The 23,942-nt window shown below is 62.9% G+C and carries 26 protein-coding genes; 16 read left to right on the forward strand and 10 right to left on the reverse strand.

Annotated features, from left to right (window positions below):
* Window positions 1-2 precede the first annotated feature (2 nt).
* A complete protein-coding gene (gene mdh, locus GBJ34_RS07865; protein ID WP_151718726.1) occupies window positions 3-965 on the reverse strand; it encodes a malate dehydrogenase in 963 nt (320 codons plus the stop codon).
* A gap of 181 nt (window positions 966-1,146) precedes the next feature.
* Here mdh and GBJ34_RS07870 point away from each other — a divergent pair, with 181 nt between their 5' ends.
* A complete protein-coding gene (locus GBJ34_RS07870; protein ID WP_151718727.1) occupies window positions 1,147-1,893 on the forward strand; it encodes a sulfite exporter TauE/SafE family protein in 747 nt (248 codons plus the stop codon).
* 30 nt (window positions 1,894-1,923) lie between these two features.
* Here GBJ34_RS07870 and GBJ34_RS07875 read toward each other — a convergent pair whose 3' ends face one another.
* Window positions 1,924-2,244, reverse strand: coding sequence for a hypothetical protein (locus tag GBJ34_RS07875; protein ID WP_226341089.1), 321 nt, complete (start codon window positions 2,242-2,244; stop codon window positions 1,924-1,926).
* A 237-nt stretch (window positions 2,245-2,481) separates the two neighbouring features.
* Here GBJ34_RS07875 and GBJ34_RS07880 point away from each other — a divergent pair, with 237 nt between their 5' ends.
* The 13 genes from GBJ34_RS07880 (at window position 2,482) to gdhA (ending at window position 13,562) form a co-directional block, all read left to right on the forward strand.
* On the forward strand, window positions 2,482-3,342 hold the full coding sequence (locus tag GBJ34_RS07880) for an HpcH/HpaI aldolase/citrate lyase family protein (protein ID WP_151718728.1): 861 nt from the start codon (window positions 2,482-2,484) through the stop codon (window positions 3,340-3,342).
* 54 nt (window positions 3,343-3,396) lie between these two features.
* The gene (locus GBJ34_RS07885) at window positions 3,397-3,939 is read left to right on the forward strand and encodes an NnrU family protein (RefSeq protein ID WP_151718729.1); all 543 of its coding nucleotides are present in this window, start codon (window positions 3,397-3,399) and stop codon (window positions 3,937-3,939) included.
* A gap of 4 nt (window positions 3,940-3,943) precedes the next feature.
* On the forward strand, window positions 3,944-4,147 hold the full coding sequence (locus tag GBJ34_RS07890; protein ID WP_151718730.1) for a DUF1737 domain-containing protein: 204 nt from the start codon (window positions 3,944-3,946) through the stop codon (window positions 4,145-4,147).
* Between the two features lie 71 nt (window positions 4,148-4,218).
* Window positions 4,219-5,250, forward strand: coding sequence for a MaoC family dehydratase (locus tag GBJ34_RS07895; RefSeq protein WP_151718731.1), 1,032 nt, complete (start codon window positions 4,219-4,221; stop codon window positions 5,248-5,250).
* A gap of 370 nt (window positions 5,251-5,620) precedes the next feature.
* Window positions 5,621-6,010, forward strand: coding sequence for a succinate dehydrogenase, cytochrome b556 subunit (gene sdhC, locus GBJ34_RS07900; RefSeq protein WP_151718732.1), 390 nt, complete (start codon window positions 5,621-5,623; stop codon window positions 6,008-6,010).
* Between the two features lie 11 nt (window positions 6,011-6,021).
* Entirely contained in the window at window positions 6,022-6,393 is a 372-nt protein-coding gene (gene sdhD, locus GBJ34_RS07905; RefSeq protein ID WP_151718733.1) for a succinate dehydrogenase, hydrophobic membrane anchor protein, read from the forward strand.
* Window positions 6,394-6,439: 46 nt separating this feature from the next.
* Window positions 6,440-8,245: a succinate dehydrogenase flavoprotein subunit gene (gene sdhA, locus GBJ34_RS07910; RefSeq protein ID WP_151718734.1), complete on the forward strand. Its 1,806-nt coding sequence runs from the start codon at window positions 6,440-6,442 to the stop codon at window positions 8,243-8,245.
* Window positions 8,246-8,429: 184 nt separating this feature from the next.
* A complete protein-coding gene (locus GBJ34_RS07915) occupies window positions 8,430-8,834 on the forward strand; it encodes a hypothetical protein (protein ID WP_151718735.1) in 405 nt (134 codons plus the stop codon).
* A 13-nt stretch (window positions 8,835-8,847) separates the two neighbouring features.
* A complete protein-coding gene (locus GBJ34_RS07920) occupies window positions 8,848-9,174 on the forward strand; it encodes a hypothetical protein (protein WP_151718736.1) in 327 nt (108 codons plus the stop codon).
* Window positions 9,175-9,180: 6 nt separating this feature from the next.
* Window positions 9,181-9,480: a hypothetical protein gene (locus GBJ34_RS07925; protein ID WP_151718737.1), complete on the forward strand. Its 300-nt coding sequence runs from the start codon at window positions 9,181-9,183 to the stop codon at window positions 9,478-9,480.
* A gap of 3 nt (window positions 9,481-9,483) precedes the next feature.
* On the forward strand, window positions 9,484-10,260 hold the full coding sequence (locus GBJ34_RS07930) for a succinate dehydrogenase iron-sulfur subunit (RefSeq protein WP_151718738.1): 777 nt from the start codon (window positions 9,484-9,486) through the stop codon (window positions 10,258-10,260).
* Between the two features lie 125 nt (window positions 10,261-10,385).
* The gene (locus GBJ34_RS07935) at window positions 10,386-12,041 is read left to right on the forward strand and encodes a hypothetical protein (RefSeq protein ID WP_151718739.1); all 1,656 of its coding nucleotides are present in this window, start codon (window positions 10,386-10,388) and stop codon (window positions 12,039-12,041) included.
* 159 nt (window positions 12,042-12,200) lie between these two features.
* Complete coding sequence (gene gdhA / locus GBJ34_RS07940) at window positions 12,201-13,562, forward strand: NADP-specific glutamate dehydrogenase (RefSeq protein WP_192931143.1); 1,362 nt, start codon at window positions 12,201-12,203, stop codon at window positions 13,560-13,562.
* Between the two features lie 48 nt (window positions 13,563-13,610).
* Here the strand turns inward: gdhA and GBJ34_RS07945 are convergent, their stop codons facing one another.
* Both GBJ34_RS07945 and GBJ34_RS07950 read right to left on the reverse strand, forming a co-directional pair.
* A complete protein-coding gene (locus tag GBJ34_RS07945; protein WP_151718740.1) occupies window positions 13,611-14,588 on the reverse strand; it encodes an aldo/keto reductase in 978 nt (325 codons plus the stop codon).
* A gap of 96 nt (window positions 14,589-14,684) precedes the next feature.
* Window positions 14,685-16,004 (reverse strand): serine hydroxymethyltransferase, encoded by a 1,320-nt coding sequence (locus GBJ34_RS07950; RefSeq protein ID WP_151718741.1) that lies wholly within the window; start codon window positions 16,002-16,004, stop codon window positions 14,685-14,687.
* Between the two features lie 95 nt (window positions 16,005-16,099).
* Between GBJ34_RS07950 and GBJ34_RS07955 the strand changes: the two genes are divergently transcribed.
* Complete coding sequence (locus GBJ34_RS07955; RefSeq protein WP_151718742.1) at window positions 16,100-16,969, forward strand: LysR family transcriptional regulator; 870 nt, start codon at window positions 16,100-16,102, stop codon at window positions 16,967-16,969.
* A gap of 9 nt (window positions 16,970-16,978) precedes the next feature.
* Here the strand turns inward: GBJ34_RS07955 and deoD are convergent, their stop codons facing one another.
* The 3 genes from deoD to GBJ34_RS07970 form a co-directional block, all read right to left on the reverse strand.
* A complete protein-coding gene (deoD, locus tag GBJ34_RS07960) occupies window positions 16,979-17,695 on the reverse strand; it encodes a purine-nucleoside phosphorylase (protein ID WP_151718743.1) in 717 nt (238 codons plus the stop codon).
* A gap of 189 nt (window positions 17,696-17,884) precedes the next feature.
* Window positions 17,885-18,268, reverse strand: a complete 384-nt coding sequence (locus GBJ34_RS07965) for an HIT domain-containing protein (RefSeq protein ID WP_151718744.1) — start codon at window positions 18,266-18,268, stop codon at window positions 17,885-17,887.
* A gap of 20 nt (window positions 18,269-18,288) precedes the next feature.
* On the reverse strand, window positions 18,289-19,866 hold the full coding sequence (locus tag GBJ34_RS07970; RefSeq protein ID WP_151718745.1) for a DUF5928 domain-containing protein: 1,578 nt from the start codon (window positions 19,864-19,866) through the stop codon (window positions 18,289-18,291).
* Between the two features lie 149 nt (window positions 19,867-20,015).
* On the opposite strand from GBJ34_RS07970, the gene GBJ34_RS07975 reads away from it, so the two are divergent.
* The gene (locus tag GBJ34_RS07975; RefSeq protein WP_151718746.1) at window positions 20,016-20,834 is read left to right on the forward strand and encodes a sulfotransferase family protein; all 819 of its coding nucleotides are present in this window, start codon (window positions 20,016-20,018) and stop codon (window positions 20,832-20,834) included.
* A gap of 18 nt (window positions 20,835-20,852) precedes the next feature.
* Here GBJ34_RS07975 and GBJ34_RS07980 read toward each other — a convergent pair whose 3' ends face one another.
* The 3 genes from GBJ34_RS07980 to GBJ34_RS07990 form a co-directional block, all read right to left on the reverse strand.
* Window positions 20,853-21,296 carry a VanZ family protein gene (locus tag GBJ34_RS07980; RefSeq protein WP_226341090.1) on the reverse strand — a complete coding sequence of 148 codons (444 nt, stop codon included), beginning with the start codon at window positions 21,294-21,296 and terminating at the stop codon, window positions 20,853-20,855.
* 22 nt (window positions 21,297-21,318) lie between these two features.
* Window positions 21,319-23,334 carry a TonB-dependent hemoglobin/transferrin/lactoferrin family receptor gene (locus GBJ34_RS07985; RefSeq protein WP_192931144.1) on the reverse strand — a complete coding sequence of 672 codons (2,016 nt, stop codon included), beginning with the start codon at window positions 23,332-23,334 and terminating at the stop codon, window positions 21,319-21,321.
* Between the two features lie 73 nt (window positions 23,335-23,407).
* The coding region (locus GBJ34_RS07990) for a calcium-binding protein (protein ID WP_404811412.1) at window positions 23,408-23,942 on the reverse strand (535 nt) is incomplete at its 5' end.

Below are 23,942 nucleotides of genomic sequence, written 5' to 3' on the forward strand. Positions count from 1 at the left end.
AATCAGGCCAGCGACGGGTCGATGCCTTTGCAGGCGGCCACAAGGCCCTTCACGGCGTCAACCGACTTGTCGAACATGGCTTGTTCTTCGGCATTCAGCTTGATGTCGACGATGCGCTCGATCCCGCCGGCACCGATGATGGTCGGCACGCCGACATACATGCCGTCAAGGCCAAGCGCGCCTTCGACATAGGCGGCGCAGGGCAGCAGGCGCTTCTGGTCTTTCAGATAGGCCTCTGCCATCTCGATGGCCGAGGTGGCGGGCGCATAGAAGGCCGAGCCGGTTTTCAGCAGGCCGACGATCTCGGCACCACCATCACGGGTGCGCTGCACGATGCCGTCCAGACGCTCTTGCGTGGTCCAGCCCATTTCCACCAGATCCGGCAGCGGCACGCCGCCCACGGTCGAATACCGGGTCAGCGGCACCATGGTGTCGCCATGACCGCCCAGAACGAAAGCGGTCACGTCACGCATGGAGACGTTGAATTCGACCGACAGGAAGTGACGGAAGCGCGCCGAATCCAGCACACCGGCCATGCCGACAACCTTGTTATGCGGCAGGCCCGAAAACTCGCGCAGCGCCCAGACCATGGCGTCCAGCGGGTTGGTGATGCAGATCACGAAGGCATTCGGTGCGTGCTGCTTGATGCCCTCACCCACCGATTTCATGACCTTGAGGTTGATGCCCAGCAGGTCGTCGCGCGACATGCCCGGCTTGCGCGGCACACCAGCGGTGACGATGCAGACATCCGCGCCTGCAATATCTTCATAGCTGTTGGCGCCCTTCATCACGGCGTCAAAGCCCTCGGACGGGCCCGATTGCGCGATATCGAGCGCCTTGCCCTGCGGGGTGCCTTCCGCAATGTCGAAAAGAACGACATCGCCGAGTTCCTTGATGGCTGCGAGATGAGCGAGCGTGCCGCCGATCTGGCCTGCGCCAATCAGTGCAATCTTGGGTCGTGCCATGATTCCGTCTCCGGCTGGGATTGTATGCAACGGTATGCCTTTAGGGGCTTTCCGGCCTCGCCGCAAGAATCTTGCCGCAATCGAAGAGCCGCCGCGTCGCGGCATGACAGGCCCGGATGGCAGGCGCAAGTTGTTTGCGCTAAAGCAGCGCAAATTGGCCGATTGTGCGGAAGGATTCGCGATGCAGGACGGCGCGTTCTGGGTTCTGGCCGGACTGGCCTCGGCCTTGGTCGGCATGGGCAAGGGCGGCGTGCCGGTGGTCGCCATGCTGTCGGTGCCGCTGATGAGCCTTGTGATGCCCCCGACAATGGCGGCGGGGCTCTTGCTGCCGATCTATGTGATTTCCGACATGTTCGGCCTCTATGCCTATCGTCACGCCTATGACCGGCGGGTGCTGGCGATCCTCGCCCCCGCCACGCTGATCGGGGTCGGTCTTGGCTGGGCCACGGCGCATATGGTGCCGCAATGGGTGGTGACCGGAATTGTCGGGCTGATCGGCGCGATCTTCGCCCTGAACCTGCTGTTGCGAACGCAAAGCCTGGCCGATCCGCGCCCGGCCAAACTCGCGCCGGGGATGTTCTGGGGTGTGCTGACAGGCTTCACCAGCTTTGTCAGCCATGCCGGCGCCCCGCCCTATCAGGTGTACACCATGCCGCTTGGGCTGCGGAAAGAAGTCTATGCCGGAACTGCGACGATCCTGTTTGCCTGGGTCAATGCGGTAAAGCTGGTGCCTTATTGGGCACTGGACCAGATCAATCTTGAAAACCTGAAACTGTCGGCGGTGCTGGCAATCCCGGCCTCGATCGCGGTCTTTGCCGGGGTCTGGCTGGTAAAGCGCCTGCCGGAAAAGCAGTTCTTCCAATTGGTGACCTGGGCGCTGCTGATCCTGTCGCTGAAACTGCTCTGGGATGCCGCCCGCATGATGTGAACCCGATTTTTCGACGAAAAATCGCGCGTCTTATGCCGGGTCGCCGGGCGGTGGCGCGCCAAGGGTCTGGAAATACTGGCCCGAGGCCAGCAGACAGGCCGTGCCATCGGGCAGCGTGACCGTCACGGTCCAGCTGCCTTGCGGCGAGGCGAACACCTCCAGCACCGACTGATTGGCGGCAAGCCCCATCGCCTGCGGGCGTTCATCATAGCGATCTGCAAGCGCAGCAATCAGCCCCTCACGCGGGGCGCATTGCGCGGCCTCTGCCGCGCGGGTCGCCAGAATCAGCCCGCCAAAGCCGAGCGACAGGGCGAAAAGCAGACGCAAAGGCGTGCGGTCAGGCAGGGACATGGGGCATCTCCGACGGATAGGGCGCGCATCCGGCGCGTCACGGCACGGCAATCACGCTGCGCTCCATCCCCTGAAAAAGCCTTAACGCCCGGCACGTTCGCGGACTGTTTCACACAGACGCGCCGCAGCATCCCGTTTGCATCCGTCCGGAATTTCTGCATTGCGGCAAATCCATGCTTGCCAAATCTGGCAATAATATGCTTTCTGACGCAAGATTATTACCTGACGGAGAGCCAGATGTCCCGCCCCTACCGTTCCGTCCTCTATATTCCCGGCTCGAAAGAGCGTGCACTGGAAAAGGCCATGGGCCTGGCCACCGATGCCATCATCTTTGACCTGGAAGATGCCGTCGCCCCCGACGAAAAGCCCGCCGCGCGTAAACTGCTTGCCCAGGTGTTGACCGACTGGGATTTCGGCAATCGTGCCCGGATCGTGCGGATCAACGGCTTTGACACCGAATGGGGCCGTCTTGATGCCGCCGCCATGGACGAGGCGATTGCGCGGGGCGCAAAGATCGACGCGATCCTGATCCCCAAGGTCAATGGCAAGGCGGATCTGGATGCCGTGGCCGCGGCGGTGCCGGGGGCCGATCTCTGGGCCATGATGGAGACCTGCCTTGGTATGCTGAACGCGGCCGAGATCGCCGCGCATCCCCGCCTCAAGGGTATGGTGATGGGCACCAATGATCTGGCGAAAGAACTGAACAGCCGCTTCCGCCCCGATCGCCTGCCGATGCAAGCCGGGCTTGGCCTGTGCCTGCTGGCCGGGCGCGCCCATGGCGTCACGTTGATCGACGGGGTCTATAACGCCTTCAAGGATGACGAGGGCCTGCGCGCGGAATGCGAACAGGGGCGCGACATGGGCTTTGACGGCAAGACCCTGATCCATCCCGCGCAGTTGGAGATTGCGAACACCGCCTTCGCCCCGTCCGAGGCCGAGATCGATCTGGCCCGCCGCCAGATCGCGGCCTTTGGCGCGGTGATGGCGACGGGCGGCGGCGTCGCGGTGGTCGATGGGAAGATCGTCGAGAACCTCCATATCGTGACCGCCAAGGCCATGCTGGCCAAGGCCGAGGCGATTGCGGCCATGGCGGAATGATGGGAATGTGGGTGCCGTCCTTCAACCGTCGCCCGCAACCCATCGGAGCCAGCCATGTTTTTGCTCGCCACCGGCGTGATCCTCTGGATCGCAGCCCATCTTTTCAAACGTTTGGCCCCCGGCCGCCGTGCCGCCATGGGCGATGCCGGGCGGCTGGCGGTGACGGTCACCGTCATTGCCTCTGTCATCCTTATGGTGATCGGCTATCGCATGGCCGACGGCGCGTTCTACTGGGGCCGCACACCGGCGCTGGTCGGGATCAACAACCTGTTGATGCTGGTTTCGGTCTATCTTTTTGCCGCATCGGGCATGAAGACCTGGATCGCGCGGCGCCTGCGTCACCCGATGCTGGTCGGTGTGGTGCTGTGGTCCATCGCGCATCTTCTGGTCAATGGCGACACGCCGTCTTTCCTGCTGTTCGGCGGGATCGGGGCTTGGGCGCTGGTGCAGATGGCGCTGATCAACCGCGACGGGGCCTGGGTGCCACCGGCCGCAAAACCGGCGAAATTCGAGGCGATGGCACTGGCCGGAACCGTGCTGGTTTTCGGCGCAATTGCCGGTCTGCACTATGCGCTCGGCTATCCTGCATTCGGGTAAGATCATGAAACTTTATCGCTTTCTCAGCGAAGACGACACATCCGCCTTTTGCCACAAGGTCACCGCTGCCTTGAACAAGGGATGGAGCCTGCATGGCGACCCGACCTATGCCTTTGACTCCGCACGCGGCGTCATGCGCTGCGGTCAGGCCGTTGTGAAAGAGGTAGATGGCACCTACACGCCCGAAACCAAGCTGGGCGATCACTGACCCTTGCGGGCGGGGCTCGCCCCCGCCCCCGACACCAAAGGCGGATGGCCCCCGCCGCTCAGGAGAGCAGGATGAAAACCAATTCCGGTCGTTTCTTCGAGGATTACCGCATCGGCGACAGGCTGCGCCACGCTGTGCCGCGCACTGTGTCGGGTGGCGAACGCGCGCTCTATCACGCGCTCTATCCGGCGCGCCACGCGCTGTATTCCAGCGATGCATTCGCGCGTGCCTCAGGCCTTGCCGCCAGCCCGCTGGATGATCTGGCTGCCTTCCATATCGTCTTTGGCAAGACCGTCCCCGATGTCAGCCTGAATGCAGTGGCGAATCTTGGCTATGCCGAAGGGCGCTGGCTCAACCCGGTCTGGCCCGGCGATACGCTGCGGGCCGAATCCGAGGTGATCGGGCTCAAGGAAAATTCCAACGGCAGGTCGGGCAATGTCTATGTCCGCACCCAGGGCCTGAACCAGCGCGATGAGGTTGTGCTGGAATATGTCCGCTGGGTGATGGTGCGCAAAAACCGCCTTGAAGCACCGGCCCCCATGGCTGTTGTGCCGGAATTGAAGAAATCACTGGCCCCCGAGGATCTGGTGATCCCCGAAGGGTTGGATTTCTCCAATTATGATTTCGGGCTGGCGGGTGAGCCGCACCGCTTTGGCGATTACGAGATCGGCGAGAAGATCGACCATGTCGACGGTGTCACCATCGAGGAGGCCGAGCATATGATCGCCACGCGCCTGTGGCAGAACACCGCCAAGGTGCATTTCGACGCCACGTTCCGCGAGGATGGCAAGCGGCTGATTTATGGCGGCCATGTCATCAGCATGGCCCGCGCCCTGTCCTTCAACGGGCTGGCCAATGCGCAGATGGTGGTCGCGCTGAACGGCGGGACCCATGCCAATCCCTGCTTTGCGGGTGATACCGTCAAGGCTTGGTCCGAGGTGCTGGACAAGGCCCCGACCGCAGCCCCCGGTGTCGGCGCGATCCGGTTGCGGCTGGTTGCGGTGAAACAGGGCGCGGCCCCCTTTGCCCTGCGCGGAGCGGATGGCAAATACGCCCCCGAAGTGCTGCTGGATCTGGATTACTGGGCCCTGATCCCGATGTGATCGCGCCGCGATCGCCCCGAGGGCGGCGCACCTTGCCACAGCCAGTCCGCGGCCTGATACGACGCCGCATCCGCCCGCGGCGCAGGCCGCATGACGGGCCGGACCGGCGCGCAATGGATGCATCAGCCGACTCAAATATCTGAAATTGTCGGGAATATCGCGCAGATCGGATCCGGCACCCTTTCCGCGCAAATCTGTGATCACTCGTCGAAAATTTGTGATCACAAAGCGCATTTTTTCGCGATGATAGCGCAAAAGGCCACTTTTTGCTGCGCCTGCATAGGTGACTTGGGCAAAAAACGCGCTATTGAAACAAGCACAAATCCTGCCAGTGCGCTGGTCGCGGCGCGCCAAGCGATGAGGGACTTCCATGACTTCACCCAAGCGGGTCGAGCGCCCCCTATCCCCCTTCATGATCGGCCCCTATTACCGGCCGCAAATGACCTCGATCTCGTCGATCATGGTCCGGATCACCGGCATCGCCACCTTCGGCACCGTGGCGCTGGTTGTGGCATGGCTGCTGGCAGCGGCGGTCTCGCCTGCGGCCTTTGATTGCGTGAACTGGCTGCTGACCAGCCTTGTGGGCGATGTGTTGATGACGGCGGCCGCCTGGGCTGTCTGGTATCACGCTTTGGGGCGGCTGCGGCACCTGATCTGGGATCTGGGCTACGGGGTCGAGGTGAAGTTCAACGAACTGATGGGCATGGTGATGTTCGGCGGGGCCACGGTGCTGACCCTCATCACCGTGCTCGTGGTCTGAGGAGAGGCACCATGCAATACACCACTGACCGCAAACGCGCACAGGGTCTGGGTTCGGGCCGCAGCGGCACGCATCATCATTGGCACATGATGGTGTCCTCGGCCGCGCTGATCATTCTGGTGCCGCTGTTTGTCTTCACCTTCGGACGGATCCTGGGCAGCAGCCATGCCGAAGTGATGGCCTATTTCGCGCGGCCCTTCCCGGCCATCCTGTCGGCGCTGACGCTGATCGTGGTCACCTTGCATTGCAAGGCGGAAATCGATGAGGCGATCATGGATTATGTCCATGGCGTGAAAGGCAAGCTGCTGCTCGTGGCGGTGACCGCCGCCTCTTATGCGCTCATCGCGACCGGGCTGTTCGCCCTGGTGAAACTGGCACTGTAATCTGACAAGACCGGCTGTCCCACAGTTGCGGCAAGGAAAGACGTAAATGACTGCTTCATACGAATACGAGACGCATGATTATGACGTCGTGGTCGTAGGCGCCGGCGGCGCGGGCCTGCGCGCGACGCTGGGCATGGCGGAACAGGGCCTGCGCACGGCCTGCGTGACCAAGGTGTTCCCGACCCGTTCGCATACGGTGGCCGCACAGGGCGGCATCGCCGCCTCGCTGTCGAATATGGGGCCGGACAACTGGCAATGGCACATGTATGACACCGTCAAGGGGTCGGACTGGCTGGGCGATACCGATGCGATGGAATACCTCGCCCGCGAGGCACCTGCCGCTGTCTATGAGCTGGAGCATTACGGCGTGCCCTTCTCGCGCACAGAAGAGGGCAAGATCTATCAGCGCCCGTTTGGTGGCCATACGACCGAATTCGGCGAAGGCCCGCCAGTGCAGCGCACCTGCGCCGCGGCCGACCGCACCGGCCACGCCATCCTGCACACGCTCTACGGCCAGTCGCTGAAGAACAACGCGGAATTCTATATCGAATATTTCGCGCTTGATCTGATCATGACCGACGGGCGCTGCACCGGCGTCCTGGCTTGGAAACTTGATGACGGCACCATGCATGTCTTCAATGCCAAGATGGTGGTGCTGGCAACCGGCGGCTATGGCCGCGCCTATTTCAGCGCGACCTCGGCCCATACCTGCACCGGTGACGGTGGCGGTATGGTGGCCCGCGCGGGTCTGCCGCTGCAAGATATGGAATTTGTGCAGTTCCACCCGACCGGCATTTATGGTTCGGGCTGCCTGATCACCGAGGGCGCGCGCGGCGAGGGTGGCTATCTGACCAACTCCAAGGGCGAACGCTTCATGGAGCGCTATGCGCCCCATTACAAGGATCTGGCCCCGCGCGACTATGTCAGCCGCTGCATGACGCTGGAAATCCGCGAGGGCCGTGGTGTCGGTGCCGAAGGCGACCATATCCACCTGCACCTGAACCACCTGCCGCCTGCCACGCTGCATGAGCGCCTGCCGGGCATCTCGGAATCCGCGCGCATCTTTGCAGGCGTCGATCTGACCAAGGAGCCGATCCCGGTTCTGCCCACCGTGCATTACAACATGGGCGGCATCCCCACGAACTATTGGGGTGAAGTGCTGAATCCCACGGCGGAAAACCCGGATGCGATCTTCCCCGGCCTGATGGCTGTCGGCGAGGCGGGCTGTGCTTCGGTGCATGGGGCAAACCGCCTGGGGTCGAACTCGCTGATCGACCTTGTGGTGTTCGGTCGCGCCTCTGCCATCCGCGCAGGCCAGATCGTGGATCCCAAGGCCCGGAACGCGCCGGTCAACAAGGTCGAGGTCGATCGTGCCCTGGCCCGGTTCGATGCACTGCGCTACGCCAATGGTGCGATCCCCACCGCCGATCTGCGGCTGGAGATGCAAAAGACCATGCAGCGCGATGCAGCGGTGTTCCGCACCGAAAAGACGCTGGCCGAAGGCGAGGTCAAGATGACCGAGATCGCCGGCAAAATGGGCGATCTCAAGGTCACCGACCGCAGCATGGTCTGGAACAGCGACCTGATGGAAACGCTGGAACTGACCAATCTGATGCCGAACGCGCTGGCCACGATCTATGGTGCGCACGCCCGGACCGAAAGCCGTGGTGCCCATGCGCATGAAGATCACCCGACGCGGGATGACGTGAACTGGCGCAAGCATTCGCTGGCCTGGATCGATGGCAACAAGGTGCAGCTCGATTACCGCCCCGTTCATATCGATCCGCTGACCACCGAGGCCGATGGTGGCATCAGCCTGAAGAAAATCGCGCCTGCGGAACGCAAGTTCTGATGCGTCGGGGCGGCGACAGCGGGGTCTTGCGACCCGGCAAGGATGCGCCACCCCGGCTGCAAGCCCTGCGGAGTTCGGCATGTGATGCTGGACAGGGCGGGGGGTTACTGGTTCTTTGGTATGCAGGGGGTGCGGCCCGCGCATTGGGGGTGCTGCCGTGTCCGGTTTGCTCAGGAGTTTTGTCATGACCCATCTTGCCACCGCCCTTCGGATCGGCGCGGCCGCCGCCCTGTCCTTTACCGCCCTGTCGCTGCCTGCACAGGCGCTGGATACCCATGGCCTTGTCGTGGCCTGTGTGAAATCGACCGGCGTGCAGGGCGAATATGACTTTGCCCCCAATGCCTGGCCGCCGCTGGTGCGCCCGCTGGAAGGTGGCACCACGGGTGGCGCGGCGCGGATCAATGCCTGTATCGAACAGACCTATGACCCCTATGCCCCGGCCTATGCGATGCGCATCACCGCCGAAACCGACCCTGCGCTGCGCGGCTGGATGATGATCGCCGCCGCAAACGAGCGGAACCAGGAATCCGCGCGCTGCCAGACCATGATGACGGGTGGCACCGCATATACCTGTCATCGGCCGTGGTAAGAGGACACGCGTGATGCTGACCCGCGCCACACTGATTGTTCTGACAGGGGCCGCTCTGGCCGCCTGTTCGCCGCAGAGTCTGACTGACGGGGTCACGGAACGCGCTGCGCGTTCGGTCGTGGTCCCGGTGCTGCAAAACTACATGACCGCCCCGCAGGCCGAGGCTGCGGCAGGCTGCGTTCTGGCCAATGCCGACATGGCCGAAAAACGCGCGCTGGCCCGGGATGTCGGCGTGCGGGCCGGCACGCTGACCGTTCAGAACGTGACCAATATCATTCGCCGTCCTGCCACGGCTGCCTGCCTGCGCACGCGCGGTGTCTCGCTTGGTGGCGGGGCCTGATTTCAGATGCGCGCGCCCCTCGCCCTTCTCCTTCTTGCCCTGCCGTTGGCCGCTTGCGGCCCGGTCTCGCGCGAGCAGGCCGAACGGGATTGCTTTGCCCGCGCCTGGCTGGCCAAGCAGCCGCGCGGCGAGGTGGGGGCAGGCATCAACAGCCGCGGGCAGACCCGCAGCCATCTGAAGCTGGAAGTCTCCGCCGATTACATTCAGGGACGTGACCCGTCAGCGGTCTATGATTCCTGCGTCTACCAGAAATCCGGGCAGCTGCCGTCGCAGCCGCTCTACTCGCGTCCCGATTGGAAAGGCTAGCCAATGGTCCAGCTCACCCTGCCCAAGAATTCGAAGATCCGCACCGGCAAGACCTGGCCGAAGCCGGAAGGCAAGAATATCCGCAAGTTCCAGATCTATCGCTGGAGCCCCGATGACGGTGAGAACCCGCGCGTCGACACCTATTTCCTTGATATGGACAAATGCGGCCCGATGGTTCTGGACGCCCTGATCAAGATCAAGAACGAGGTCGACCCGACCCTGACCTTCCGCCGCTCCTGCCGTGAAGGCATCTGTGGCTCCTGCGCGATGAATATCGACGGGATCAACACGCTGGCCTGCATCTATGGCCTGGATGAGATCAAGGGCGATGTGAAGATCTACCCGCTGCCGCATATGGAAGTGATCAAGGATCTGATCCCGGATCTGACGCATTTCTATGCCCAGCACGCCTCGATCATGCCCTGGCTGGAGACCAAGACTAACACGCCCGCCAAGGAATGGCGGCAATCCATCGAGGATCGCAAGAAACTCGACGGACTTTATGAATGCGTGATGTGCGCCTCCTGCTCGACCTCCTGCCCGAGCTACTGGTGGAATGGCGACAAATACCTTGGCCCGGCCGCGCTTCTGCACGCCTATCGCTGGATCATCGACTCGCGCGATGAGAATACCGGCGCGCGGCTCGACAATCTTGAAGACCCCTTCAAGCTCTATCGCTGCCACACGATCATGAACTGCGCCAAGACCTGCCCCAAGGGCCTGAACCCGGCCAAGGCCATTGCCGAGATCAAGAAGATGATGGTGGAACGCGCCGCCTGAATTGCGCGCGCCGCTACGCTGACTTTCGCGTGACACAGGCCCCGATGCAGCCCGCATCGGGGCTTTCGCATTGTCGGCCCCCTGCGGGATTGCTAAAATCGGTCTGGGTGGCTGGAGCATCGTCCTTGCACAAATTGAGCTTTCTCGTGGTGAACGGCGCAGATGCGACGGGCACTGCGCTGCCGGATGAAGTGTTTGCCGGCTACTATTTCCACGCGACCGATTTCATCTCTGGCCCAAGGGGGTATGCAGCTTTCCGCAAGGCTGGCGGGCCCCTGCCCGAAGCCGAGGATGGGTGTTACGTCCATGGCCTGCGGACGGATGAAGATCTGATCTTCTCGGCGGATTACTGCGGCTATCACAAGCTGTTCTACATCCACCGCCCCGGCTTTTGGGCGGTGTCGAACAGCCTCTGGCAGATCGCCCACGCGATGCGCCGCGCGGGGCTGATGCCTGAACCCGATCTGGCGCAATTGGCGGCGGTGGAGGCCGAAGGCACGATCTTTCCCACCGGGCGCGGCATGTTCTTCGCGCAAATGTCCACCTTTGACACGGTAATCCAGGGCGTGAAGCTGCTGCCGCATCGGATGCGCCTGCGCATCGGCCCGTCCGGCGCACGGCTGGAGGCTTTGCCTCCGCGTGCTCCGCAGGGCAGCTATGCCGATGCGCTGTCCCGGGAACTGGGCATCTGGGTGGCGCGGATCGCCACGCTGGCCGCGCAGGACCGCCTGCTTCATGCCGATCTGACCGGGGGTCTGGACAGCCGCACCGTGCTGTCGATCCTGCTCGCGGGCAGCGGTGGCGAGGGGCTGTTTCTGAACTCGGCCACCGGCGCACGGCAGGTCCGCGATTTGAAGGTGGCACAAAGCCTGTCCGCCCGACTGTCGCTGCCCCTGAACCAACCGCTGCCCCGCAAGCCCCCGGCCCTTGGCCCCGGCGAAGCGTTCGAAGTCTGGCGCGACCTCTGTCTGGGGGCCTATCACCCGATCTATTTCCCGCGCCACCGCGTCACCAATGATGTGATCCATTTCGGCGGCTGCGGCGGCGGCAACCAACGCAGCGTCTATGACCGATCCGTTTGGGCAAGGCTGACCGGCATGGGGCAGCTTGCGCGCTTCATCCCGGCCCGAATGCGCAATCTGCGCCCGGCAGCGCAACGCGCGCCCTTTGGTGCCGCCCTGCGCGCCACCATTGCTCGCCTGACCGAACAGGAAGGCGCAGGCCCCGATGGCGGGTTGGACCCGCTGGTCCTGCATTACCGCGCCTTTCGCAACCGCCTCCATGGCGGGCGCACGCCGCAATACCTGATATCGTTCAACCCCATCGCCTCGGCGCTGTTTGACGATTGCGCGGCGCTTGCCGGGCCGGAGCGCATCACGCGGGCGCAGTTGTTCTATGACATTCTGGAAAGCCTGCGACCCGGTCTGGCAAACCTGCCCTTTGACAAAAGCCGCAAAAGCCCAACGCCCGCAATCATCGCAGGCCTGACCCGCGTGACGCCCAGCCCCCAGCCGCTTGGCCAGGTCTTTGCCCCGCGCCCGAAACCCGGCGGCAGGCCGCGCAAGGGCCCCTCGCCCTATGCCGAACTGGCCGCCCTTTACGCCCGCGCACGACCGCTGGCTGCGCCGCATCTGGCGACAAGCTATCTCCGGCGTGCGGATCGTGAACTCGCCTTCGCGTTGCGGCACGGGCGCTTTTCATGGCCCGCCCGCGCCAAGCGGATCGGCGTCGTCACGGCCTTCGCACTGTTCGATCCGACAGCCGAATCTGCCCTGACGTAACCCGAAGCCCCACACTTCGACCTTTCAGGCCTGCACCGCGACGCTGCGGCGCAGGATTTTCGCTGCAATTGCACATTTCGCCTTAAACTTTGGCATTCATTGCCTTAACAAGCAGCAAATCGATCAAAGATTAATCGAATCTGCAAGCAGGAGGATCGAATGGTGCAACTCGATGAACGGCTGGAGTCCATTCTGGCAGAGGTCATCCGGCGGAATGCCGGTGAGTCCGAGTTCCATCAAGCCGTGCGCGAAGTGCTGGAAAGCCTTGGCCGCGTGGTGGCGAAACGCCCCGATTTCGCAGAAGGCGCGCTGATCGAACGCATTTGCGAACCCGAGCGCCAGATCATCTTCCGCGTGCCGTGGGTCGATGACCAGAACCAGGTCCGCATCAATCGTGGCTTCCGTGTGCAGTTCAATTCGGCGCTTGGTCCCTATAAGGGGGGCTTGCGCTTCCACCCTTCGGTCAATGTCGGGATCATCAAGTTCCTGGGCTTTGAACAGACCTTCAAGAATGCACTGACCGGGATGCCGATCGGCGGCGGCAAGGGCGGCTCCGACTTCGACCCCAAGGGCCGGTCAGAGGGCGAAATCATGCGCTTCTGCCAGTCTTTCATGACCGAACTCTATCGTCATATCGGCGAATATACCGATGTGCCTGCGGGGGATATCGGCGTCGGCGGGCGCGAGATCGGCTTCATGTTCGGGCAATACAAGCGCCTGACCAACCGCTATGAGGCCGGCGTGCTGACCGGCAAGGCGCTGTTCTACGGCGGCTCGCGCGCCCGGACCGAGGCCACCGGCTATGGCAATACCTATTTCGTGCAATCGATGCTGGGCACCAAGGGCACATCCTTCGAGGGCAAGAAGGTCGTCGTCTCCGGTTCCGGCAATGTCGCGATCTACAGCCATGAAAAGGTCACCTCCTTCGGTGGCAAGGTCGTCGCGATGTCCGACAGTTCAGGCTATATCGTCGACGAGAACGGCATCGACCTCAAGTTGATCAAGGAAATCAAAGAGGTGCGCCGCGCCCGCATTTCCGAATACCTGCGTATCAAGGGCGAGGGCAAAGGCATCTACTTTGTCAAGGCGGGCGAAGGTTCGATCTGGGATGTGCCCTGCGATGTCGCCATGCCTTCGGCCACCCAGAACGAGTTGACCGGCAAGGATGCGAAGACGCTGGTGAAGAATGGCGTGCAGGCGGTGGGCGAAGGCGCGAACATGCCCTCTACCCCCGAGGCAATCCGCATCTTCCAGGAGGCGGGTGTGCTGTTCGCGCCGGGCAAGGCGGCGAATGCCGGTGGCGTTGCCACCTCGGCACTGGAGATGCAGCAAAATGCCAGCCGCGACAGCTGGTCCTTTGCGCAGACCGAGGCCCGGCTTGCTGCCATCATGGCCTCGATCCACGACAATTGCGCCGCCACAGCCGACGAATACGGCGCGCCGGGCGATTATGTGCTGGGTGCAAATATCGCGGGCTTCGTCCGCGTCGCAGAATCGATGCGGGCCCTTGGCGTGATCTGATCTCCCCGCATGGCAATGAAGAGGCCCGGCATTGCCGGGCCTTTTTCGTCAGCAGTAGCGTTCGATTCCCAGCAACTGATGATCGCCATATCGATCGCCTGCGGCAAAGCCCGCAGGCAGGATCGTCTCGATCTCCGCCCGCTCGGCTTGGCCGAGTTGCGGCAGATCCAGCCATTCCTGCAACCGCGCGGCCCGACGCGTGCCCGGGATCGGGATCACATGCCCCCCGGCCCCGCGCAACCATGCCAATGCGGTTGCGGGCACCGACCAGCCGCGCGCCGCGCACCAGGCCCGGAAGGCATCGATCCTATGGCTATTGAGGCCGAAATTCGGCGCGGTGAAGCGGGGGTTTTGCGCGCGGAACCCGTCTTGCACCTGATCCGGCCGCAACGGTGTCGCGCCCAACATGCCCCGCGCCAGCGGCGAGAAGGCGACAAAGCTGACACCAAGCCGGGCACATTCCTGCACCATCCCCAGTTCTGGCTGCCGCGACCAGAGCGAATATTCGTTCTGCACCGCCAATGGCGGATGGATCGCATGGGCCGCGCGCAGGGTCTCCGGCGCGATCTCCGACAGGCCATAGCCGCCGATCTTGCCCACATTCTCCAGATCACGCAGCGTGCCGATCACCTCGTCCAGCGGGCGGGCATGTTCGCGGCGATGGATATAGAACAGATCGACCCGCTCCACCCCGAGGCGTCGCAGCGATCCTTCCAGTTCGGCCCGAAGATGCGCGGCAGAATTGTCGATGCGGCGCGGTGGACCATTGACGATGCTGGCCTTGGTCGCGATCACCACGCCATCAGGCCGACGTGAGGCAAGCCATGTGCCAATCACCGTCTCGCTGATGCCGGAGCCGTAAATATTTGCCGTATCTATGAAATTGATGCCTGCCTCATGCATTGCATCAAGGCAGGCAAGGCTTTCAGCCGTGTCGGTGGGGCCGAAAATGCCGCCAAAGGACATGGCCCCGAAGCCGAGGACCGACACATTCGGCCCTCGGGCTCCAAGCTGGGTTTTCTGCATTGCGGCATCCTTTCCGTCAGGGGGAGACCAATGAACAGCAGCGAATCGACTTGTGCAAGGGCCGATATATGGGCCCCAGGAACAGGGCCCGATCTGTCAGGCGTTCATGTAATGCAGACCGGCAAAGGTCTTGCGCCATTCGGCCACGCGGGGGGCGAGGCTGTCGGGGTCATTGCCGCGCAACGCCTCGGCGATCAGGGCGGCCATGCGCGGGGCATCGGCAGGCGTTACCCCGCGCCGGACCAGCTCCGGCGTGCCAATCCGCAAGCCGTTCAGATCGCCCGGCACATCGGCTATCGGCAGACCGATGCCACAAGCAAGGAAGCCCGCGCGGCGCAGAGTCTTCGAGGCCGCCTGCCCGCCGCCAAAACCTGCAGCCTCAATCGCGAATTGATGGCTTTGGGTCATGCCCCGCCCGGCACCGAAGACCGGCAGACCAAGCGCCTGCAATTCCCGTGCCAGGGCCTGCGCCAGATCGACCATAGCCTGCGCATAGGCAGCACCATGGTCACGCCAGTCCAATAGGCTAAGCGCCAGCGCCGCCGATTTTGCGGCATCGAAATTCGCGGTCATGCCGGGAAAGGCGATATGATCCAGCGCCTCGGCAATGTTCGCGTCATTGGTCACAATCAGCCCGCCCGCAGGCCCGCCCAGCGATTTATAGGTGCTCATCGTCATCAGATGCGCGCCCTCGGCCAGCGGATTGGCCCAGACACCGCCCGCGATGATGCCGCATTGATGCGCCGCATCGAACAGCACCTTGGCCCCCACCTTATCGGCAATCGCCCGCACCTCGCGCACCGGATGTGGAAAGAGGTTCAGGCTGCCGCCGATGGTGATGATTTTCGGCCGCACCTGTTCTGCCAGCGCGGAAAGGGCCGCCAGATCAACGGTATATCCGTCGGCATTCACCGGCGCCGCATGGGTGACCAGGCCATAGAGCCCGGCGCATCCGGCCTTGTGATGGGTGACATGGCCGCCAACGGCAGGGGGTGGCGCGATGATCGCATCACCCGGTTTGGCCAGCGCCATGAAGCCGTAAAGATTGGCCAGCGCACCCGAAGCCACGCGGATCTCGGCATAGCGGGCCCCGAAAACCTCGGCCGCAAGCTCGGCCGCGATCACCTCGATCTCCTCGATCGCCTCAAGCCCCATCTCGTATTTGTCACCCGGATAGCCCAAGGACGGGCGCGAGCCGAGGCCAGCCGCAAGCGCCGCCTCGGCGCGCGGGTTCATGATATTGGTCGCAGGATTCAGGTTGAAACATTCCAGATCGTGAATCGCGCTGTTGCGGGCGATCAGCGTCTCCACCCGGGCGGCCACGGTTTCCGATGGCGCGGCAACGGCAGCGGCAAGGGTCTGGACATGGCTCTCGCAGGCGGTGGGAACCCAAGGGCGGCTGGCAAGACGGGGCATAGACATCTCCTGATTTTCCCGAATGAAAGCGCAAGGCGGGCTTGCCAGCAAAGCAGATTTGCAGAAAATTAGGCTTAGATAATCTGAGCCATATCATGCCCGTCGCCCCGCCTCGTCCCAAGGATCTGCCGTTGAATGCGCTGCGTGCCTTTGAGGCTGCGGCGCGGCTGGGTGGATTTACCGCGGCCGCGCTGGAACTGGGTGTGACGCCCGGCGCGATCACCGCCCATGTCAAGCAATTGGAAGACCGGCTGGGGGCCGCCCTGTTCGAGCGCAACGCCAAGGGGGTGCAGCTGACCGCGGTGGGACAACGGGCCTTGCCGGGCTTCGTGGCCGCTTTCGACGCGCTGGCCGTGGCCGTGCAGGATTTGCGCGCCGAGGCCGCGCCGCGCATCGTGCATATCGCAACCCTGCCCGCTCTGGCGCAGCTTTGGCTGTCACCACGCCTTCCCGCCTTGCGGGCGCAGGTGCCGGGGGTGGAAATATCGGTGACCGCACTGGAGGCCCCGCCCAACCTGAAACGCGCGCCCTATGACCTGAGCCTGTTTCACGGTGCCGAGGGGCAGGTCGTGGCCGAGGAACAGATCTTCCCGGTTTGCGCCCCCAGCCTCGCCGCACAATTGCAGCGCCCCGAGGATCTGCGCGCCCTGCCCTGCCTGATCGACAGCGCCTGGATTTCCGATTGGGACGTCTGGGCGCGCATCGCGCTGCCGGGGCAGGAGTTCCACCCACGCGGCCCGGTCTTTTCGCTCTATGCGCTGGCGGTGGAGGAGGCGATCCGGGGCGCGGGCGTGCTGATGGCGCATGGCACGCTGGTCGCCGATGCGCTGGCCTCGGGTCAACTGGTCGCCCCGCTGCCACTGCGTGTGCCGTTTGGCCCGGCGCTGCGGCTGTGGTCGGCCCGACCTTTGCGGCCCGGCCAACCCGCGGATCGGGTGGCGCGGGCGCTGCTTGTCCCGACCTGACCCCTGCTTTCAGGCGAAGGCGGCGGTCAAGGCGATCTCGACCATATCACCAAAGCTGGTCTCGCGATCTGCGGCGGACAGCGCCTCATGCGTCAGCATATGGTCAGAGACAGTCATCACCGCCAAGGCCCGGCGGCCATAGCGGGCAGCGACGGTGTAAAGTTCTGCCGCCTCCATCTCCACCGCCAGCACGCCATGACGCTGCATCTCGTCATTATGGTCCTGCCGCTCGTCATAGAAGGTGTCGGAGGAATAGATCGCCCCGGCATGAATGCCGATACCGCGTTCGGCGCGGATGCGCTCCGCCGCCTCCCACGCCGCTTTCAGCAGGCCAAAATCTGCTGTGGGGGCAAAATTCAACTCGCGGAAAATCGTGCGCGACGGCGAACCGGCGGTCCAGCAGGCTTGGGCCAGCACCACATCGCGCACCTTGACATGATGCTGCAAGGCACCGGCGGATCCGATGCGGATCAGCGTCTGCGCGCCGTAATCGCGGATCAGCTCATTGGCATAGATCGACATCGAGGGCATCCCCATGCCGGTGCCATGGATGGTGACAGGATGCCCGTTCCAGGTGCCGGTATAGCCCAGCATCCCGCGCACCTCGTTCACCAGAACCGCATCCTTGAGGAAGGTCTGTGCCGCCCAGCGGGCACGGTAGGGATCACCCGGCAACAAGACGGTTTCGGCGATCTCACCCGGTTTTGCGCCGATATGGAATGTCATGCCTGTCCTCCCTCCATGCGCTGCCTCCCACGCAGCGAAGCCCGCACTATGGCGGCAGAGAGACGGCATCACAAGATGCGGGACGGCGTGTTGACTTTGCGGCACCTTGATGACGGCAAGGGACACAGAACCAAGGTCGCGCCGCAAGATCCCGGGGCCGCAAGTCCAGCCCCGGTCACGGAATTCCGGTCAATCGGCCTGCGCGACCATGCGGCCCATCACCCGGCCACCCAAGATATGCAGGTGGAAATGCGGCACTTCTTGCACCCCATGGGCACCCGCATTGGTGATGGCGCGGAAGCCCTGCCCCCCCTCACCCGGCTGCACGCCGGTCATCGCGCAGACCTGCGCGACGGCCCGGTTGAAATCGACGATCTCGGCATCCGAGGCGTCACGGGCAAAATGGTCATAGGTGACATAGGGCCCTTTCGGAATCACCAGAACATGCACCGGGGCCTGCGGCCCGATATCATGGAAGGCCAGCGTATGCGCGGTTTCCAGCACGGTCTTGTTCGGGATCTCGCCGCGCAGGATGCGGGCAAAGATGTTTTGCGTGTCGTAGGTATAGGCCATGATCCTCAGTCCAGAATAGGTCAGTCCACGAAAAGGTAATGGGTCTCGGCGATGCGCTTCGCATCTTCGCGCGGGATGCCCAGAAAGGCCGCCAGCGGACCGGCGTTTTCCTCTACCGTGGCGGCTTGCCGGATGCGATGGAAATTCTCGAAATCGGCATCGCGCAGCCGGTCGCTTTCAAAGCGCACATCATAGCGGATGGTCGGCAGCAGCCGCGACAGGACCTCTGGCGGCGAACTGTCGCCGGCAAGCCCCACCCGCCTCGCATGGCCCAACAGATAGTCGTCGGAAAATTCGCAATCGACTTCCAGCAGACGCACCGTCGCGCGGTCGTTGTAGAAATCCTGAATGAGATCGATGTTGGCAGGATCGATGCAGAGGATCAGCTTGTCGGTCTGCCAGTAGTCGAACAGCATCCGCACCAGCGCGCGGCGATGGCGGGTGCGCTTTTCCACAGTGGTCTGGATGCCGCCCAGGTCGGGCACCGGCGTAGAGCCCTCGTTGAACAGGTATTCGACGGCGGCAATGCCGGAAATCAGCCGGGCCTTTTCCACCAGCCGCTTGGCGACATGCCATTTCTTGCAGGTGATGATCAGCAGGGTGCGTTCACGCCCAAGACTGGTCTCTGCCTCCCAGAAGCGGGGGGCGAAGCGGCGCCCGATCCGGCCCCGCCCGGTCAGGAACTTGAACAGCGACCGCCCCTCATTCGAGATCGGAAAGACCGTGCCCTCGGAATTATAGAGATCCCCCAGCCGCTTCTTCAGATCCAGCGCATCGGGCGAGATCTTGCGGGCAAAGAGATAATCCTGCGACAGCAACAGGTTGTAGTTGTCGTTATAGAAAGTCACCGGCATTCCGTAATCGGTGAACATCAGGAAGGTCAGCGCGCGGGTGCGGATCTCGTCCTGCGGCACGAGATGGCGCACCAGCGTCTGAAAGAACGTCTCATCCGGGATCCAGGTCGTGCGAAAGAACCGCATCACATCGCGACGCTTGGCGCAGAAATCAAGGATCCATTCAATGGTGCGGCGACGCAGGCACCACCACTGGCTGCCGATCTGGATCGCCAGATCCTCGGGGATCGGGCGTGACAGGCCAAAGCGTTCCTGCAGGTTCATCGAGGTGTAGAACAGCCATTTCTGGGTGCGTTCATTGAACCAGTGGCGATAGATCAACCTTTCGCTCTTGATGCCGGTCTTGATCCAGTTGGAGTTGAAGAAGTCGAAGCTCTCGATGTAGTCGGCCTCGTCGCGCTCCAGAAAGGCATGGGCGTATTCGGCCGATTTGATCGGCATACAGTCGCCCGACAGCATGTAGAAATGCGTGGCCCGCGGAAAGGTATCGACCGCCGCCCGCACCGCCTGCAGGGTGGCGTCGACCAGGCTCCATTCCCCCCAGCCGCATTTGCGGCGCTTGCGGGCAAAGGTGACCGACGGATTGCCGTCCAGCGCCGCACGGATGCGGGCGTAATCCTCGCGCTTGGCGCGGGCGTCGAAGTGAATCGCGATATAATCGCCGGCCGCCGTCAGACGTTCGGCCTGCGCGATGATCCCGGCGGGATCCTTGTGGCACAGAAGAATATAGGCAATTTTTGCCATTTATGGAAACCAAACCCCGGGATCGTCGTCATTGTTTCCATAAAGTGCTTTACGGGTCATTGAAAAGACAGAGTTTGTTTGCTCTTTTCGCAACATAACGAAGCAGCCCGGCCGCAAGGCACGGGACTGCGGCTATTGGAGGCAAGGCAATGGGTTTCCCAGGCACCTGGATGACCGAAAGTGAAAGTGTTGTGTATCGTGTGGTGCCCAAATGTGCCTGCTCGACCATCGGCCAGATCATGTTCTATTCCGATCACGGCAAGTTCTTCGACGGCGACATCCACGATTCGACCGCCGGGATGCACAAATGGAGCCAGGAGGCCAGCCAGCCGCTGATCGAAGCCAATGTGAAGAGCCACAAGAGCTATGCCTTCACCTGCGTCCGCAACCCCTATACCCGCATTCTTTCAAGTTTTTTTGACAAGATCTGCGGCATCCAGCGCAACGGCCGGCGCTATCGCGGCAATCTGGTGCCGCTCTTGATCCAGAAATACGGGATCGAGGTCGGCGGCGATGACGGCAAACAGGAGTTTGACCAGATCGCGAGCTTCCGCCGCTTCCTGCTGTTCGCGCGCGACACCATCCGCTTCCGCAAACCGATGGAGCCGGACATCCACTGGTCGGCGATGTCGGGCCATATCTCGACCTTCATCGTGAATGGTGGGCGTTACGACCACATCTTCTTCACCGAGAAGTTCGACGAGGGCATGGCACATGTTCTCGACAACATCAAAGTGAAGAAGAAGGTCAACCTGAAGAAGATCCCGAAGTTCAACGAAAGCGAAGGGCACGGGCCCAAGCGGTTGCACCCGGTCGAGGATTACTTCGACGATCTTTCCCGCCATCTGGTCTGGGAGATCTACAAGCGCGATTTTCAGCTGTTCAAATACGACTTCGACAATCCGGGCAACAAGATGCCGCTGGGTGAGGTCGATCTGGACGAGGTTCACGCCAAGCTGGGCGATTGAGACCCAGGTTCCTGCACTTCAGGCGCCCCGGCGCCTGAAGGCCGCCCAAATCCACGCGATCAGCAGGCCCGCCCCCGCGCCGATCGCAGCGCCCGCGATATCGGCCAGCCAATCCGCCATCTCGCGGCTGCGCCCGACATAGGGCTGCACGATCTCGATCGCCCCGCCATAGGCCACGGCAAAGGCCAGCACGGGCCAGAACCAGCCCGGTCGCAGCGCGACCACCGGCAGCGTCAGTGCCGCAAATCCCAACAGGTGATGGGTCTTGTCGCCCCCGGGCACCGGCGGTTGCATCCCGCTCGGCATCAATGTGCCAAAGGCGATGCCAAGGGTCAGGCAGGCCAACAGAGCCACGGCGATTCGGGTTCGCACAGCGTTCTTGACGGGCTTAAGGATTTCGACAGGCTTGGCGTTTTCGACCGGCATAGGGGTTTCGACAGGCTTGGCGTTTTCGACCGGCATAGGGGTTTCGACAGGCACAGGATCAGAACTTCAGCGTCAGCTGCGCGCGGGCATTGAAGCCCGGGCTGGGGTCGGCATTCAGATACTGGGTGTAATCGCGGTCAAATACATTGTTCAACGCCAGATTGGCCGAAATGCTGTCGCTGAAGGCGTATTGCGCGAAAAGGTCCAGCGTCTCGTAACGTTCCCCCGAAAAGCCGGTTGCGGCGGCGTTCGATTTCGCCCCCACCAGATTGGCCCGCGCGCCCAGCGTCAGTCGTTCGTCCAGCAGCCGGATACCGGCGGTCGCCGTGACACGATAGGGCGGGTCTTTCAGCGGTTCGGAGCTTTGGCTGAAGCCCGCCGGATCGATCTGCCATTTGCGCCCCTTCAGCACCTGCCCCGCAAGGCTGGCGAAGACCGCGCCATTGTCATAGGCGGCCTCCAGCTCGAATCCGTGCAGGCGCGCATGTGAGAAGTTCTGATATTGATAGCCGCCGGGCAGCGGGAACATCATGAAGACCTGGTCTATATAGTCATCCACATTGTTGCGGAAGGCCGTCAGCTTCAGGTTCAGCTGATCCTCCTCGCGCAGCACATCATTGAACCGCAGGTTCACCCCCATCTCGACCGTCTGGGCGATCTCGGGGCGCAGATCCGGGTTGGGCACAAAGCGGCCCATGACCGGCGGCGGGTGAAGCCCGTCAATCAGCGTCTCGGTCAGCGACGGCGCGCGGTAACCTTCGGCGTAGGAAGCAAAGAAGGTCACATTCTCATTGGGATGCAGGCCGAGCGTCAGCTTGGGCGACAGGCGGTTGCCGCTGACCTTGGTTGTGTCGTCCTCAAGTTTGTAGCCGTCATAGCGAAGGCCCCCGATCACCTCGAGCCAGCCATCATATTGCAGGCGGTCCTGCACATAGGCGCCCCAGGCCAGCCGCTTGCCCGAGGGGGTCAGCTCATCGCTATTGCCCAGATTGTCATTCGTCTTCACCCGGTCCCGGAACATGTCGGCACCGATGGTCAGCTCGTGATCCACCGCCCCGGTGCTGAAACGGGCGGTGTTGAACAGATCAAGCCCGGTGGTGCCGACATCGAAGGATTGCTCCGACGCGCCGCCGGGTTGGAACTGCTCGAACTTGGTGCCGGTGGAATAGACCTTGAAGCTGAGATCGATCAGATCACTGTCCATCGAGGTCAGGCGATAGCCCGCCGTCAAAGTGTCTGCGGTCACCGTTGTATCGGTCGCGCGCACGCCGTTTTCAAAGTCATTGACGTAGCGGCTGGCCGAGAAGGTCAGTTCCTGCCCCTCGGTCGGGCGGAAGCGGTATTTGAACAGGCCCGACCGCATGGCCTGCGCAGAATCAACCTTCTGGTCGCCGCCGCTGGTATAGTCGCGCAGCTCCTGGAACGTGCCACCCAGCACCACATCCGACCGCTCGCCCAGCCTGGTCGCGCCGACGATGTTCACCGACGGGCCCGGCCCGTTGCTGTCCAGGCCAAAGCGCAGCCGCACGCCCGAGGTCTCGCCCTCGGCAATCAGGTCATCGGCATCCAGCGTGGTCATCGATACCACACCGCCGATGGCACCGCTGCCATAGACCGAAGACACCGGCCCGCGCGTCACATCGACGGATTTCAGCATCTGCATGTCCATATAGAACGTGCCATTGGCCTCATGGCCGTTTTTCTGGAAATTCTGCCGGGCACCGTCCACCATCACCGCGACACGCCCAAAATCCTGCATCCCGCGCACATTGACCGCCACGCCCGGATCATCGGCCGAGGTCTGTGTGGTCACGCCCGGAATGCCCGCCATCACATCGGTCAGTTTGCCGCCCGGATAGCGCAGTTCCAGATCCGCCCCGGAAATGGCGCTGGATCCCGAAAGTGTCTCATAAACCCCGGTTGCGATCCGTGTCGCAGTCAGCACGACCGTCTGCAGCAACACCGCCCCTTCATCCGATTCCAGCTGGACCTCTTGCGCAGAGGCCGTGGCAGGGGCAAGGACAGCAACCCCGACCAGCAGGCGGGACAGGGTGGGAAGCGGGTGAAAACGCATCGGGCAATCCGGTTGGGAAACGAAAGAAGATCGCGAGGAGCCGCAGCTGGCGGCTCCCCGTAGCAGCCTGTCCTTACAGGATGAAGAAGCCTTTGCTGAGGCTGGTGACATCGTCGAACAGCACCGCGAAATCGGCCTTGCCGTCGCCATTCACGTCGCCGGTCAGGATGGCGTCGCCCTTGGTGACGTGGTAGCGCAGCTCGCCCGCGGTCTTCGTGAAGGCCTTGGTGCCGATGAAATCAAAGGCCTGATCGCCCTTCAGCTTGCTATTGGCGTCGATGGCGCCCAGTGCGATCCGGTCGCCCGCCTTGCCGTTGAAGTCATAGACCGTGTCGCGACCCGAGGCCTTCACCGTGCTGTCCGACAGGCTTGCGAACACGAAGGTATCCCTGCCCGAGCCGCCGTAAAGCGCATCGGCCCCCTTGCCGCCCTGCAGCCGGTCATTGCCCGCGCCGCCCTGCAGCGTGTCGTTGCCCGCCCCGCCGACCAGCGTATCGGCCCCGCCATTGCCGTTCAGGCGGTCATGGCCATTGCCGCCCTTCAGGATGTTGTGGCCGGCATTGCCGGTCACCACATTGGCCAGGCCATTGCCCTCGCCGTTGAGATTG

Origin of the sequence: Gemmobacter serpentinus, assembly GCF_008973825.1 — a bacterium.
Classification (GTDB): Bacteria; Pseudomonadota; Alphaproteobacteria; order Rhodobacterales; family Rhodobacteraceae; genus Gemmobacter; species Gemmobacter serpentinus.